This window comes from Paenibacillus cucumis (ex Kampfer et al. 2016) (genome assembly GCF_019748695.1).
Taxonomy (GTDB): Bacteria; Bacillota; Bacilli; order Paenibacillales; family Paenibacillaceae; genus Paenibacillus; species Paenibacillus polysaccharolyticus.
Genome location: NZ_JACLIC010000023.1, coordinates 38,906 through 52,909, shown reverse-complemented (window position 1 = coordinate 52,909; position 14,004 = coordinate 38,906). Strand labels below are relative to the sequence as shown.

Here is a 14,004-nt window from a genome sequence, read left to right as displayed (position 1 = left end):
TTGATCTTCCTTTTACAAATTTACATAGGGTGTATAGATCGTTAATCTTCGGTTAACATAACCACAGTATAGTCGGTGTATCGACCACCCAAACTAGCAAAGGATGATCACATTTATGGGAATCCATACGTACTTCCGATCACTGAACGATCTTGAACGTATCATTCGTACCCCTGGCAAATTCAAATTCGAAGAACATTGTGTATCTGCTCACTCCTGGAAAGTCGTACAATACGCCAAAACACTCGCCGATATCGAAGAACAGCAAGGTGTAAGTATCGATTGGAAGAAGCTATACGAGATCACCAGTAGCCATGATTATGGCGAAATTTTCATTGGTGATATCAAAACACCGGTTAAACACTACTCGCTGGAGCTTCGTTCCATGTTGCAACAGGTGGAAGAAGGCATGGTATCCCATTTTATTAATGAGAATATCCCACCTGAGTTTCAAGATATTTTCCGCAGACAACTGCGCGAAGGTAAAGACAACTCCGTTGAAGGGCTTATCCTTGAAGTAGCTGATAAAATGGATCAAGTGTATGAAGCATTTGCAGAGCTACAACGTGGCAATACGGAAAAAGAATTCATTGTCATGTACCGCTACGCATTGATCAAGATCAAAAATATCGACCTCCACTGTGTTCGTTATTTCCTGAATCACATCCTGCCCGATATTATCGAAGAAGGTAACCGCTCCCCGTTTGATATCCGCAAAATTACGGAAGAAGCATTATCCCAATAATCAGCTCAGCCCATCCGGATTGCCTTGATCCATGGACAGAGCTTTTTTTTGTTCCTCCCACTGTTGCCGATACTCGCTCGGATACAGGCCCGTTTTGTTTTTGAAAATCCTGCTAAAATAATGTGAATCCGCATACCCTACCGCTCCGCCAATGGTCTTGATATCCAAATGCTCATACGCTGCAAGCAGACGTTTTGCCTCGTTTAGTCTCAGACCCGTCAGGTATTTCAATGGTGTCTCCCCTGTTACCTTTTTAAAACATTTCCCCAGATAGTCTACGCTGAAATGCATCTGTGCTGCCATATCCTGCAATGTAATCTCATGCATGTAGTTTTGTTTGAGATAGAGCTTGACTGACGCTGCAATATCTTCCGTTTTCACCTGATCCTCCAGCACGACACTTACATGTGACAGTGAATCCACAGCGCTTCCAAGCTTCAGCTCCATCGCATCCAGCAGCGCACGAAGCTGTTCTTCCGACAACGGTTTAAGTAAATAATCTTCGACTTTATAATGGATCGCCTGCCGTGCATATTCGAACTCATGATACCCGCTAAGGATAACAATTTTAACATGCGGGTAAGCAAAATAAAGATATTTCGCTAGTTCAAGCCCGTTCATCACGGGCATCTGAATGTCGGTAATGACCAGATCAGGTACACTCTGTTCGATAAGTTGCAACGCCTCCTGACCATTTCTCGCCTCCCCGATGACTTCAAACCGTGTATTCAGCTCTTTGAACTTTCGTGACACATTACGACGAATTAAAGCCTCATCCTCTACAATTATGGTTCTGTATTTCATCATCATATTCATACGTTCGACCCTACTCCTTTCGAATGGAACCTCTTATACGAATGCTGACACCGCCGGTAGATTTGTTTTCGATACACATCCTGGCTGCCTGACCATACCATAACTTCAAGCGAGCCCAGATATTTTTGAGTCCCATCCCGTTAATCTCAAGCTGAGGCATTTTATCCCATTCCTGAGATTCATCGATATAATGCACAAGTTGTGCGAGCGTTTCAGGCTCCATGCCTGGGCCATTATCTTCAACGTGAATCTGCCAGCTCTCCTGATCGATATGCAATTCACCTGTGATATGCAGTTTCCATGGCAGTGTATCACTCAAACCGTATTTCATCGTATTCTCGAGCAAAGGCTGGATGATCAACATCGGAACCCGGATATTTTTCATCTCATCAGGGATCGAGAACTCGTAGTGCAAATCATCCTCAAAGCGAATTTTCATACATTCAAGATACCGTTCACAATACTCAAGTTCGTGAGATAACGGGACGCCGTTTTTGCCAGAAGTAGAGATATAACGAAGCATAGAAGCGATATGATCGCAGAACACCACGATCTGTTTATTCATGCCCTCCTCCGCCATGATGCTTATATTGGTAATGTTGTTGTATAGAAAATGCGGATTCATCTGTGACTGCAATGCCAGCAACCTCGCCTCTGTCTCCCGAGATTTGATGGCCATCTGGTCTTGAAAAGACTGCACAAGCTGCTGATTCAACCGGATGAAGGTATCATTCAGCTCTGCCAATTCCCGGATGGACGCAGGATGGTCCAGCTTGAATAACAACTGACCAGCCTCCTGACAAGACATCAGGTCGTTTTCACCTGTTTTCTGGATAATGCGCTGCAACCGATGAAGCGGCAAAGTAACCCTTTTCGAGATCAGATACGAAAACATCAAAATAATCAACAGGGTTGCTAGCGTAGCACCTGCAAAGATCAATGCCATCCGGTTCAGATTGGCGAAAAGGGACTGCTTGGACTGCATGACAACAACAGTCCATCCGGTTTCCTGCGATGTCATATACGTCATCATCTGCCTTGACCCCGTAGGCGAATGGGTGACTTCCTGCATTGTTTCAGGCGGAGATGTACGATGTTGAATTAGTTTCATATCTTCCGAATAGCCAGCTGAAGAGGAATCAGCATCTATCGTGGCTGAAGGAAGCGGGTACAACAAGGTATCCTGCTCATCCAGCACATAAACTCGAAGTTCCTTATTACTTGCTTGCAGTTCGTGCAAATACTGGAATAGGTCTTCGGCAAGCTGCAAAATTTCAACGACACCCTGACTGACGTAATTGCCATCCTTGTAAACCCGTGTAAGCGAGATATAAGGTTGATCCGTTCTCCCTTCCCCGGTGGGCGTGGGCAATGCACCACCTTGTAACAGACGAATGACACGCCAGCCGCTCCGTTCCCAGGTTTCCTTATACCAGGGGCGCTGCTTCAGATCTACTGGAAGCTGTCCGTTGAATACTCCCGCCCCCAGCATCTTTCCATTCACATCGTAAATGTTAGCCTGTTTGGCCGTATTGGAGCTGCTAATAATCGCCATAATGACATCAATGAGTGTAGTCGTGTCCTTATACAGCGAGGGGTCACTTGTCATCGTTCGTTCAACCCCCTCTGCCGGAGCCAAGTAATGACTGAAATGCTCCTTGACCAGATTGGAATATACGATGTTCATGGAGAAATTGTTCATTTTCACAACTTCCTGATCCAGATGACTAACAATGGACAACCCCAATTGTTTTTGCTGCTCTTCACTTCGATGACGAATATCACTGGTGAGATACACATATAACAGGCCAGCCACAATAAGGGAAAACGTAATAAATACCGCTGAATAATACGCAAACAAACTCTGTTGTAATGTTCTGAATCGATACCGCAATTCCATACCCCCGTCTTCATTATCAACATCTGCGTATCTTCGATGACTTCGAAAATGTCCACCTCGAAGAACGCTTTTGTCTATTGAGCCTACTCGTTATTCAAAGTAAAGTTATCCACATAAGAATACGCTTACATAAAGCGTTTCGGCAAGTGCATAAATGATTGAATTTTAGGGAGGTTCAAAATGAGAAAACGATTTCTTTTTTCAATGACAAGTATGCTGCTTCTCTCTGTCCTGCTGCTTGCTGGCTGTAACTCGAACAAAAACGCGGAAGGCACAGGCAAGGTCACACTGACCTTCGGCACAAGCCAATCCGGTATTCCACGAACGGGGATTATGCAGACGATGGCGAAGGAATACGAGCAGGAAACCGGGGTCAAAATTGATTTTCAGGTGGTTCCTGACGCGCAGTGGCGTGATCTGATCAAGGTAAAACTGGCTTCCGGTGAGGCTCCTGATATTTTCAATGTAGATGTAGACCCGCTGAGCATGCCAGCCAATGTCAGACCAGAAGAAAATGCAATTGATCTGACCAATGAGGAGTTTACGGGACGGATGTCAGAAGAGATCTTGCCTACCGTCAGTCATAATGACAAGGTATATGGGGTTTCTTTTGCCCCTACGAAAATCTGGTATGTGTACTATAACAAACGTATCTTTGCTGACCTAGGTATTGAGCCTCCTACGACCTATGCCGAATTCAAAGCGATTAGCCAGAAAATTAAGGATAAAGATATTATTCCATTCTATCAAGCTCCAGCAAGCGGTTGGTATCAGGTGCTGCCATTGTTCGAGACCGGGCCGAACTATGAGCAGAAGGCCGCAGGAACCTATGAAAAGCTGAACAATAATGAGATGAAGATCGCAGACTTGACCCATTTGAAGACCGTTATCGAGCAATTGAAAGAATTTGCTGATCTTGGCTATTTCGGCAAAGACTTCTTATCCAATACAGTAGAAGCGGGCATTGAAGCATTTGGACAGGAAAAAGCTGCAATGCTGCTGCGTGTTCCAGGCACGGAAAAGGAAGTCTCTGAAGCCTATCCTGCGATGAAGGATACTATGGGATTCTTCGTGATGCCTTGGGGAGACAATCAGACGATTGGAGTGAACCCCGGCGGTTCAGCAGCCATGTTTGGCAACAAAAACAGCAAACATCCCGAAGAAGTGTTGAAGTTTTTCCGCTGGATTACCGAGCATGATCATCTGCAACAGGTGTTTGATGGAGGCGAAGGAAATCTGACGATCTGCTGGCCCGAGATCGAACCGAAGCTGACACAGGACTACATTGATTATGAGAAAAATCATGAGAAGGGCACCGTCATGCAGGCTGCCGTAAAATATATCGATCCACAGTGGATGGATATCGGTAAAGACTTGTCAGGCATGTTTGCGGGAGCGATGACCCCTGATCAGATTCTGCAAAATATTGATAAACGCCGCGCCGAACAAGCCAAAGTGCTGAAGGATGAGAAGTGGCAGTAACAGCCGAAGGTTATTTCGGAAACAAATGCATAACTGGAATGGAGTTACTCCATCGGTCAAACGCTGGGGTGCTTCTTCCCGTTTTGCAGGAAGGATTGGTGTTACGGGTTATGAATACGAACAAAATCTACCCTTGGTATTTCTCATCCGGAGCGATTTTACTATATCTGTTGTTCATCGTTGCTCCTGCCCTGCTGGGTATCTATTATTCTTTCACCGATTGGAACAGCTACAGTTCGGAGAAAAACTTTATTGGTCTGGAGCATTTCCGCACGATTCTGGCAGGTGATCCGACCTATCTGCTTTTCATTAAAAATACAGTGCTGTTTACGGTGGTTACCTCCATCGCCAAAACCGTTCTGGGCTTGTTCCTTGCCCTGCTGCTGGTCAGCGGTGTAAAAGCTGCCAATTGGCATCGGATGATTATCTTTTCGCCCCAAGTCCTCTCCTTCCTGATTGTAGGTCTGGTGTTCAAAAGCCTGCTTGATCCGAACAACGGGTTCGTTAATGTTACACTGCGTTCCATCGGTTTGGATGCACTCGCCCAGAACTGGCTGGGCTCTCTCACTTGGGCGATGCCATCGATTATGGCTGTCGATACGTGGAAAGGCATGGGGTATATCATGGTGCTTTTTATCGCGGGACTGCTCGCCATTCCACGGGATTATTATGAAGCTGCATCCATCGATGGTGCGGGCTTTATTCAAAAGCTGTTCCGTATTACCATACCTATGCTGCTGCCTACCATCACCATTGCCACCGTGCTCAATATTACGTATGGCCTGCGTGTCTTTGATGCGGTATACGTTCTGACAAACGGGGGCCCGGGCAATGCTACGGATGTGATCAATACGGCCGTTTATTCATCTTTTGCCAAAGGGTACTGGGGGCTCGGGAGCGCGCTATCCACCATTCTCTTTGTCATCATGGCGATCATCTCTTTCTTCATCATTCGTTTGATGAATCGAAAGGTGGAATATTAATATGCGGTTTAGAAAAAAAATCATGTCTCTGACGTTAAATGTACTCGCCTGGCTATTAAGTCTGGTTGTACTGATTCCATTTGCCGTTATCCTATTGAATTCATTCAAGTCAGACGCCGAAGCCAAGGTACTGAGGCTTACGCTTCCCGAGAAATTTATATTTGAAAATTATAAAATCGTCTATGAGCAAGGACACTTGGGAGGTTCCTTTTTCAACAGTCTGCTGCACTCGGGCGTGTCATCTCTGCTGCTGGTGTTTGTCGTGGCATTCTCTGCGTTCACGTTATCCCGCAATCATTCGAAACTGAGCAAGTTTTTATACTTTTTTCTGATTCTGGGCATCACACTGCCACTAAACTATATTCCGCTCATGGAAGTGATGAAATCACTCGGGATGATCAACTCCCACGCAGGCATGATTCTGCTCTATACCGCGATGGGCATTCCCATCTCCCTGTTCATCACGTATGCGTTTGTGGGCAACATTCCGAAAGAGCTGGATGAAGCTGCAATTATGGATGGTTGCAATGGAATCAAGCTGTTCCTTCGAATCATTGTACCTTTGTTAACCTCAGTGCTGGTTACCGTATTTGTTCTGAATTTTCTGAGTGTCTGGAATGAGTTCACGGCGCCGCTCTATATGCTGAACACCGTAGAGATGTGGCCAATGACGCTGGCGGTTTACAATTTTTTCGGACAATTCAGCGCCAAATGGAATCTGGTCAGCGCCGATATCGTACTCACCTCGCTGCCAGTTCTGATTGTATTCCTCATCGGGCAAAAGTATATTGTAGGAGGTCTGACTTCCGGTGCAGTGAAAGGTTAGACCGGATTGTAGCTTTTATACAAAAAAAGCCCTCGTCTGAACCAACTGTACGCCGTTTAAGGTTAAGAACGGTATACACGGATCAGACGGAGGGCTATCTTGCTTCCTACAACACTATAAATGTATTAATCATGCGCAAGACCGCCCACATCGGGAGGTGAAGCGATATCACTGCTCTGCTCCAGTGATTTGATCATTTTCAAACGTGACGTGATAATCGCAATCAGAATAACGAACAGGCCCGCAATGATAAACAGCAACGCTATGCCTCTGCCAGGTCCGGTTCCAATGATCTGACCCACGGAGGATGCCAGCGCTCCCCCCTCCACTAGCAGTGGGTTAAACACATGGTCCGCCAGAAATCCAGCCAAACTGTACGCGATAATGAAACCAAGCTGGGACAGGATACCGATAATCCCCCACACTCTGCCCTGCTTTTCATTGGCAATATTGTTCCGCACCAACACATCTGCACTCATATTAACAAATGGCAGGGAGGACAGGAACAGAAAACCCGCAAAGATAATAAAGTAAATGTTCGTCGATACACCCAGTAAGGAGAACGCCAGACCACACATGACCAAACCTGCAACCAGCACACTCGCATATTTCTTCGTCATGGTGAAAATACCGATGCACAAGCTGCTGATCAGCATACCGATCGCACTAACGGACTGAAACGTTCCGAGTGTTTTGGCATCGGTGAATGAGAGCAACATTGGGCCAATGAGTGTTTCCAGGAACCCGAGATAGAAGGTAACCAGAGAAATGATAATAACGAGTAGCAATACACCTTTGTTGGTGACAACCTCTCTCCAGCCTTCCTGAATATCGGTCATCCAGTTGCGATCGTCCTTTTCCTCTCGCTCCACCTTCATGCTCTTGCGAATAACGAGTACGGCCAGAATGGCAATCAGGAATGTCGCAATGTTAATGATCATAATAACTTCAATCGTTGTCACGCTAAGCAGAATACCTGCGATGATCGGTGAAAACAAAAACTTGGAAGATTCAGCAAGTTGCACTAGGCCACTGCCCTTGGAAAACTGATCCTTATCCAGCAAGTCAGTTGCTGACGCTTTATATGCCGGACTTTGCAGCGCCGAGAACACCGAGCTGAACGCCACACCCACATAGATATGCCATAACTGGATATCACCCGTGAGCATGATCGACAGAATAAAGACCAGACCAGCCGCAGAGCCAAGGTCACCAATAATCATCATCGTACGGCGGTCAAATCGGTCAGCCATCACCCCTCCGATCGGGCGAAGCAAGATGTTGGGCAAAAACGTAAATAGCGTAATCAGCGCAACGCTGGTTGCCGTATTTGTTTTTTCGAAGGCATATACCCCCAGAGAGAACGCGGTCAGTCCGATACCAATCATCGAGATCAATTGACCAAACCAGACAATCAGAAATTTACCAAATGATTTGTGAGCAGTTTGTTCCATGGTTACGACTCCTTTACTTGTTAAGCTTGATGTGGGAAATATAGTCCCGTGACATAGGCAAAACTTCCATGTTCAGCACCCAGAACCCGTTCCATAATCTGACTGAATGCTCTAACCTTCTTCTGAAACTCTTCTTCCTGCCAATGAAAAATGCCCTGATCCAGCAAAAACTGCGAGGAAACGAGTAAAAACTCAATGCTCTCCTGAGGAGCAGGGGTATGAAATACCCCCTCCTGAATGCCCTGTTCTACGACTTCTGCCAGAATGGGGCTGAGACGAAGAACCGTTTCAACCAGGCTTTTTTGATGCATTTCTACATTTTGCACGCTGTGCAATTGCTCGATCACGCCAAGCTTGCGATCGTCAGGCTGATTCTGGGTCATAATGATTCGGAAAATTTTATCATGCGCACTGAGCTCGGGATCTGCCACGACACGCCTCGCCGCCGCTTCACCGCTCATAATAAAACGCATAACGATGGCATGCATAACCTCCTCTTTGGACTGGAAGTAGTAATAGAATGTGCCTTTGGCAATATCACAAGCCTGGAGGATATCCATAATCGTTGCTTTGGTGTACCCTTTGGTCACGAACAGAATTTCGGCCGCATCCAAAATTTCATTTCTGCGTTCCTCCGGATTTTTCATCAATCTCATGTTCTGTCCTCCATTACCTCTCGACCGACTGTCGGTCTATTCTAGTCATGAAGCTCTAAGTTTAGAACCCCATTTCCGTCAACCATTGTCCTAACCGACTTTCTCTCGCCTTCAAATCCTGTTTGTCCCGGTCATACTTTCCGATGTTTTTGTCTGCAACCAGATTGCCGTCCATCATAAACAGTACTCGTTCCGAGCGGGCTGCAACTTTAACATCATGGGTCACGAGCAAAATCGTCGTTCCTGTGGCATTAATATCACCAAGAATGTCCATGATCTCATGTGTTGATTTTGAATTCAGCGCTCCAGTAGGTTCATCCCCAAACAAAATATCCGGATTGTTGATCAAAGCCCGGCATATTGCGATCCGTTGAAGTTGTCCCCCTGAAGCTTGGGTAATGTTATGCTCAGCCAGTTCGTCGATTCCCATTTTTTTCATTAGCGACATTGCACGGTTGTTAATCGTGTCCCGGTTGCTGTTTTTGGCCAGATAAGCAGAAAGGATGATGTTGTCGAGCAGATTTAAGTTTTTGAGCAGATGAATGTTCTGAAAAATAAAACCCATTTTGGTCAAACGTAGACTCGCCAGATCTTTCTCCGGGAAAGCCGATATTTGTTTACCGTTGAAAAACACACTGCCTGCACTGATCTGATCCATGCCACTGATGTTATAGAGCAGGGTCGATTTACCCGAACCGGACGGGCCCATAATGGAGACAAACTCTCCTTTTTTGAGTTGCAGATTAATATCTTTCAGAATACGCTGTTCTTCATTCTCGCCAATCGCTACGGATTTATTCACATCTCTAGCTTCTAGTATTGTTGTCATCTTCGTTATGCCTCCCTATTCCACTATCATTTTCGAAATGCTAGTTTCCCGAATCGACTGAATGCTGATCCAGGCTGTAATAATGATCGTTCCTGCCAGTAGCAATGGACAGAGTACATACGCCTGCACCGGATCAATTACAAATACAATCTTTGAAGCACCAAAAGAGGACATAATGCCACTCACCAGCATTGGACCCAGTGTATTGGATAAGATTGTGCCTGCGGCTACACCTACAATGAGGATGACCAGTGACATGACGACATACTTCAACTTGATCTTGGATAACGCAAAGCCGATGCTTCGCAATACAGCAATATCGTTGTTATCTTTGGCAACCATCATCTGCAGGAACAGTGAGGTAATCAAAATAGAAATGAATACTCCAATGGCCAGTGCAAGTGTGGTCACCAGCTTTAATTGCTGAATCGTACCACCAAGCGTTTGATTCAAGTATCCTTGAAGATCCGTTACACGCGCTGGCGAGAAATCTTTCTCGTATGTTGCAATTTTGGCAGCCATCACACCGCGGTCTTTCAGATCCAAGCTGACTACATACCAGAGCACACTATCTTTGTTGTATGGCAAAAGCGCCTTTGCTGTTTTTCCGCCATTCGTCACATCCTGATAAATGCCGCTGACCGTCATCACTTGGTCTTGACCGCCCACTTGCAAGGTCAGCTGATCCCCCGTTTTAAGTTTGAGATCATTGCTGTTTGCATCCGAGAGAGCAATCTCACGATCTGTTGCTGGGGCATTTCCACTTAGATAAGACAAAGGAAATATACTGAAATCTCCGCTCTCCACGCTCAGATTGTCGTAGCTGCCTTCTGCATTACGAATCTTGAACTGGCTTGTTACGAGAGGTGAATATTTTTGAACATCAGCATCGTTTTCAATTTGATTCACCAAACGAGCATAACGCTGCTCTACATCATTCGTATGCCTAAGATCAATTCGAATATCACTTTGCCCTACACCCATATAAGATATGAAGCTTGGAGCCTGAAGTGTGTTCAAAAAGTTAAGCGGTACGATCATAATAAATGAGCTGACGATGAATACGAATAATAACAAACGGAACATTTTGACACGCTGCATCACGTCTTTTAACCCAAGGAAAACAGGCACGGAAGACCAGCGATTACGTGACAGGTTTAAACGGTTGCGAACGATCTGTGTATCTCCCAAACTTCCAGTGCGAAGGGCTTCCACAGCAGAGATCGAACGAAAACGACGAAGCACAGCGCGGCAGAATAGCACAACCATGGTGAATATCAAACCTGCTGCGAGCAGAGGCACGGCGAAATGTAGTAATGTAGCCGGTGCTTTCCCCATATACAGCATAATATTAGATACAAATAGCTGGTTCACTCCGAGGGAAGCGATGTAACCCAAGATGGAAGCCAAACCTGCCATAAACACATATTTGACCAAATAGAGCCGCTTGATATCTTTCTCTGAGATACCAATGGCTTTCATGACGCTGATCTCGCGGTAATCTTCCTCAATAGTGGCAAGCATGGTAAAACGAATACACAGCATCGCAATCAGAATCAGTACCAGGCTGACCAAAATAATAACGGCTGCAATAATTCCGTCTGTCATCCCATTGAGAATCTGGAACAAACCATAGGTCACCACCGGGCCAGCGTTAGGAAGCCCTGCATTTTGATAGGCTTGGGTGAACTCGCTTGTTTTGGAAGGATCATGCAGTCGGAACTCAATGAGATATTCCATCTCTCCGACCCCTTGCTTCAATTGCTCTATATCACTCGGGCTTACGATAAAACGCTTCGAGTGCACAACAGATGGATTCATCTGTGCATCACGCACAAAATCAACAATGGTGTATGAACGCTCAAAAGCCCCATTATTGATCCGAACCTGGTCACCGATATTTAATTTATTTTGCTGTAAATAATACACGGGCACAGCAATCTCGCCATCACGAACTTGGATAATCTCACTATTCAGATTCAGTAAATAGTCGAATTGCTGATTTTGTGTAACAAAGTCAATATCCATGACGGTATTTTTCTCGGACTCTGCACCAAGATAAAGGTTGGCTCCATTGATGTTAACCATCTCGACAATCTGATGTTGCTCAACCATTGCATTTCCTTCAGCCCATGTGTTCACTTTGGCCTGATCCAGATCTCCAGAGTGCATTTGCACAAAATGAGGTGTCTTCGATTCAGAGAACAAATACTGAATGGAACTCGTCAGTTCCATGATCATTCGAGAACCGGAAGATACCAGCAAAGCAGCGAGCAGGACAAAAATAAACAGCGCAGCCGTAATTCCTTTTTTCCTCATTAAGTCGTTTCTCAGCATTCTCAGCAGCATAAACTAACATGGCTCCTCTCATCTATCTACTATGTTCAGTGGTTCTACTTCTGGAGTCATAAAGCTTGTCAGATAATGCGCCACTGTTGAAGGGTGGTGCATGATGAACATATGTGTCCCCTCTCGAATGGTCTGAAGCTTCATCGGTACATCAAAATATCGTTCCCATTTGAGCGCTGACTGAAGGGGAACGGCATTGTCCCGTTCTCCCCACAGAAACAGCACTGGCAGTGAAAGAGGCTGACATTCAAGTGTCGCTGCGGATTCCAGCATGCGAAAATCTGCCCGAATTACAGGCATGAAATACTGCAAAAGTTCTTTTTCGTGGATGAGCTCTTTAGGTAGGCCGTCATAGGAAAAAAGGTGATCAATCAGATGCTCATCAGACATCTGATCATAACGCTTCAATCCACATTCAGCAGGCGTATTGCAGGCGGATAACACAAGACGCAATGTCTTTGCTACATCTGGAAGCTCCTGTTGTAACCGCTGAGTAACATAATAAGCTGTAATTCCGCCCAAGCTGTGCCCAAACAAGGTTGCGCCAGATTTAATTATAGGCAACAGTTCGTTCGTATAAAGCTCTACAAGTTGTTGCATATGTTCCAGAGGCTCTTCCGAATTCATCCCGTGACCGGGAGGTGTAAATGCCCATATTTCCGTATCCGGAAGGTGAGATACTAAAGGATAAAAACTCCGAGAGTGTCCACCCAGATAAGGAAAACAGATCACCTGCCTGTTCCCCCTGCCCTTCTGCAGTCGTTCAAGATAAGTCTCTGCCATCACTCCATCACCACCGTTAATTGCTTATTTCGCGTCTAGAACATATGCAGGAAATGTCTGGAGCGTTGTGTCAACTTTTTTGCGTTTAAAGACGATATGAATGATAATTGCCGAGGTTACGAAAAAGAAAAATTGCATGATCTGTACTTGCGGATTGAAGTAATACAGATCGATCTGACTTCCTGTAGCAACAAGCCAGAAAGCCAAAAGGTAAAATAACAGCGTACCTCTGGTAGCATTGAAGATGTAGCTCTGAAATACGATAAACGCCATAAGCTGCACCACGTAGTATATGTATGTGGTTGAGGTGCCAAAAGATGAAATCAGATAACCCGGAAGCACCCATAGTCCAAACAGGAATCCTGTAATCAGACCACTTGTTACATTGTTTTTCAACTTGCCTTGCAAGAAGGGAAGTAAGAATCCAATCCAGCCAAATAAACCGCCGATGAGCCCCGTCTCCTTGAACAAGTTCAAAATGCCAAGCCAGATCATTTCCGGTACACTATATGTCAGATCGGGGACCGGTATGCCGAATAGCAGGGAGCCAAAATGCATCGATGAAGCAAATACGATGGAAATACCGATAATTACAGGAATCCAGAACAGATCTTTTTTTCGCGGAACCAGCTTCAAGAACATGCCTTTCAGCGCGTCTTTGCCACCCATTAAATAACATGTAATCAATCCGGCAATGGAAGGAGAGTACAGAGCAACGATAGCTAACGGATGCATCAGATGCAGTTCACCAGTGATTGGTACAATAAAATCAGGAAAGAACATGAACAAGCTGGCAATACCATAACAAGTACCGAAGGACATCGCCAGAAACAGGTACATATACTTATTGGAAGGACTGGCTGCCGGGCTAGACACTGGACGAACAGATGACTGATTGGCTGTTATCATCGTGCCACCTCCTTGGCAGCAAGCTTTCTCTCAATGAGATCATGCAAACGGTTAATGGTACTGAAATTGGCCAAGTCCAGATCATCATTTCCGATCTCAATCTGGAATCTGCGCTCTACAAAATCCACTAAACGCATCGCAAAGAGTGAGTTGACAAATCTCATTTCAAAATAGTTGTCGTTGTCGCTAATTTGAGCGTCCTCATGTTCCATGGTAAGATTGTTTCCGATAAACTCTCGAATTTCCTGACGATAATCCACTGCTCTTCCCCC

The 14,004-nt window shown here is 45.3% G+C and carries 13 protein-coding genes; 4 read left to right on the top strand and 9 right to left on the bottom strand.

Going from position 1 to position 14,004, the window contains the following annotated elements; translation table 11 throughout:
* The first annotated feature begins 115 nt into the window (after positions 1-115).
* The gene (locus tag H7T88_RS13525; protein ID WP_090914967.1) at positions 116-745 is read left to right on the top strand and encodes a YfbR-like 5'-deoxynucleotidase; all 630 of its coding nucleotides are present in this window, start codon (positions 116-118) and stop codon (positions 743-745) included.
* On the opposite strand, the gene H7T88_RS13520 is transcribed toward H7T88_RS13525, so the two are convergent.
* Complete coding sequence (locus H7T88_RS13520) at positions 746-1,561, bottom strand: response regulator transcription factor (RefSeq protein WP_260510903.1); 816 nt, start codon at positions 1,559-1,561, stop codon at positions 746-748.
* Positions 1,562-1,571: 10 nt separating this feature from the next.
* Entirely contained in the window at positions 1,572-3,461 is a 1,890-nt protein-coding gene (locus H7T88_RS13515; protein ID WP_260510902.1) for a cache domain-containing sensor histidine kinase, read from the bottom strand.
* A gap of 180 nt (positions 3,462-3,641) precedes the next feature.
* On the opposite strand from H7T88_RS13515, the gene H7T88_RS13510 reads away from it, so the two are divergent.
* The 3 genes from H7T88_RS13510 (at position 3,642) to H7T88_RS13500 (ending at position 6,752) form a co-directional block, all read left to right on the top strand.
* Positions 3,642-4,943, top strand: a complete 1,302-nt coding sequence (locus H7T88_RS13510; RefSeq protein WP_221788895.1) for an ABC transporter substrate-binding protein — start codon at positions 3,642-3,644, stop codon at positions 4,941-4,943.
* 110 nt (positions 4,944-5,053) lie between these two features.
* A complete protein-coding gene (locus tag H7T88_RS13505; RefSeq protein WP_154983234.1) occupies positions 5,054-5,926 on the top strand; it encodes a carbohydrate ABC transporter permease in 873 nt (290 codons plus the stop codon).
* 1 nt (position 5,927) lies between these two features.
* Entirely contained in the window at positions 5,928-6,752 is an 825-nt protein-coding gene (locus H7T88_RS13500) for a carbohydrate ABC transporter permease (protein ID WP_221788894.1), read from the top strand.
* 125 nt (positions 6,753-6,877) lie between these two features.
* Here H7T88_RS13500 and H7T88_RS13495 read toward each other — a convergent pair whose 3' ends face one another.
* The 7 genes from H7T88_RS13495 to H7T88_RS13465 form a co-directional block, all read right to left on the bottom strand.
* Positions 6,878-8,206, bottom strand: a complete 1,329-nt coding sequence (locus H7T88_RS13495) for an MFS transporter (RefSeq protein ID WP_090914973.1) — start codon at positions 8,204-8,206, stop codon at positions 6,878-6,880.
* A gap of 20 nt (positions 8,207-8,226) precedes the next feature.
* Positions 8,227-8,862 (bottom strand): TetR/AcrR family transcriptional regulator, encoded by a 636-nt coding sequence (locus tag H7T88_RS13490; RefSeq protein WP_090914975.1) that lies wholly within the window; start codon positions 8,860-8,862, stop codon positions 8,227-8,229.
* A 61-nt stretch (positions 8,863-8,923) separates the two neighbouring features.
* Positions 8,924-9,691, bottom strand: a complete 768-nt coding sequence (locus H7T88_RS13485; protein WP_090914977.1) for an ABC transporter ATP-binding protein — start codon at positions 9,689-9,691, stop codon at positions 8,924-8,926.
* A gap of 15 nt (positions 9,692-9,706) precedes the next feature.
* Entirely contained in the window at positions 9,707-12,028 is a 2,322-nt protein-coding gene (locus H7T88_RS13480) for an ABC transporter permease (protein ID WP_260510901.1), read from the bottom strand.
* Positions 12,029-12,058: 30 nt separating this feature from the next.
* Positions 12,059-12,823, bottom strand: a complete 765-nt coding sequence (locus tag H7T88_RS13475; RefSeq protein ID WP_221788891.1) for a thioesterase II family protein — start codon at positions 12,821-12,823, stop codon at positions 12,059-12,061.
* Positions 12,824-12,847: 24 nt separating this feature from the next.
* On the bottom strand, positions 12,848-13,732 hold the full coding sequence (locus H7T88_RS13470; protein WP_186811628.1) for a hypothetical protein: 885 nt from the start codon (positions 13,730-13,732) through the stop codon (positions 12,848-12,850).
* Complete coding sequence (locus tag H7T88_RS13465) at positions 13,729-13,992, bottom strand: acyl carrier protein (protein ID WP_090914983.1); 264 nt, start codon at positions 13,990-13,992, stop codon at positions 13,729-13,731. Before H7T88_RS13465 ends, H7T88_RS13470 begins: the two co-directional genes overlap by 4 nt.
* Between the last annotated feature and the right edge of the window lie 12 nt (positions 13,993-14,004).

What these genes read in the sequence shown, in the direction of transcription:
- H7T88_RS13470 (WP_186811628.1), bottom strand. Translation starts at nt 13,732, where the DNA reads ATGATAACAGCCAATCAGTCATCTGTTCGTCCAGTGTCTAGCCCGGCA.
- H7T88_RS13525 (WP_090914967.1), top strand. Translation starts at nt 116, where the DNA reads ATGGGAATCCATACGTACTTCCGATCACTGAACGATCTTGAACGTATC.
- H7T88_RS13475 (WP_221788891.1), bottom strand. Translation starts at nt 12,823, where the DNA reads ATGGCAGAGACTTATCTTGAACGACTGCAGAAGGGCAGGGGGAACAGG.
- H7T88_RS13480 (WP_260510901.1), bottom strand. Translation starts at nt 12,028, where the DNA reads ATGCTGAGAAACGACTTAATGAGGAAAAAAGGAATTACGGCTGCGCTG.
- H7T88_RS13490 (WP_090914975.1), bottom strand. Translation starts at nt 8,862, where the DNA reads ATGAGATTGATGAAAAATCCGGAGGAACGCAGAAATGAAATTTTGGAT.
- H7T88_RS13510 (WP_221788895.1), top strand. Translation starts at nt 3,642, where the DNA reads ATGAGAAAACGATTTCTTTTTTCAATGACAAGTATGCTGCTTCTCTCT.
- H7T88_RS13515 (WP_260510902.1), bottom strand. Translation starts at nt 3,461, where the DNA reads ATGGAATTGCGGTATCGATTCAGAACATTACAACAGAGTTTGTTTGCG.
- H7T88_RS13495 (WP_090914973.1), bottom strand. Translation starts at nt 8,206, where the DNA reads ATGGAACAAACTGCTCACAAATCATTTGGTAAATTTCTGATTGTCTGG.
- H7T88_RS13520 (WP_260510903.1), bottom strand. Translation starts at nt 1,561, where the DNA reads ATGAATATGATGATGAAATACAGAACCATAATTGTAGAGGATGAGGCT.
- H7T88_RS13485 (WP_090914977.1), bottom strand. Translation starts at nt 9,691, where the DNA reads ATGACAACAATACTAGAAGCTAGAGATGTGAATAAATCCGTAGCGATT.
- H7T88_RS13500 (WP_221788894.1), top strand. Translation starts at nt 5,928, where the DNA reads ATGCGGTTTAGAAAAAAAATCATGTCTCTGACGTTAAATGTACTCGCC.
- H7T88_RS13505 (WP_154983234.1), top strand. Translation starts at nt 5,054, where the DNA reads ATGAATACGAACAAAATCTACCCTTGGTATTTCTCATCCGGAGCGATT.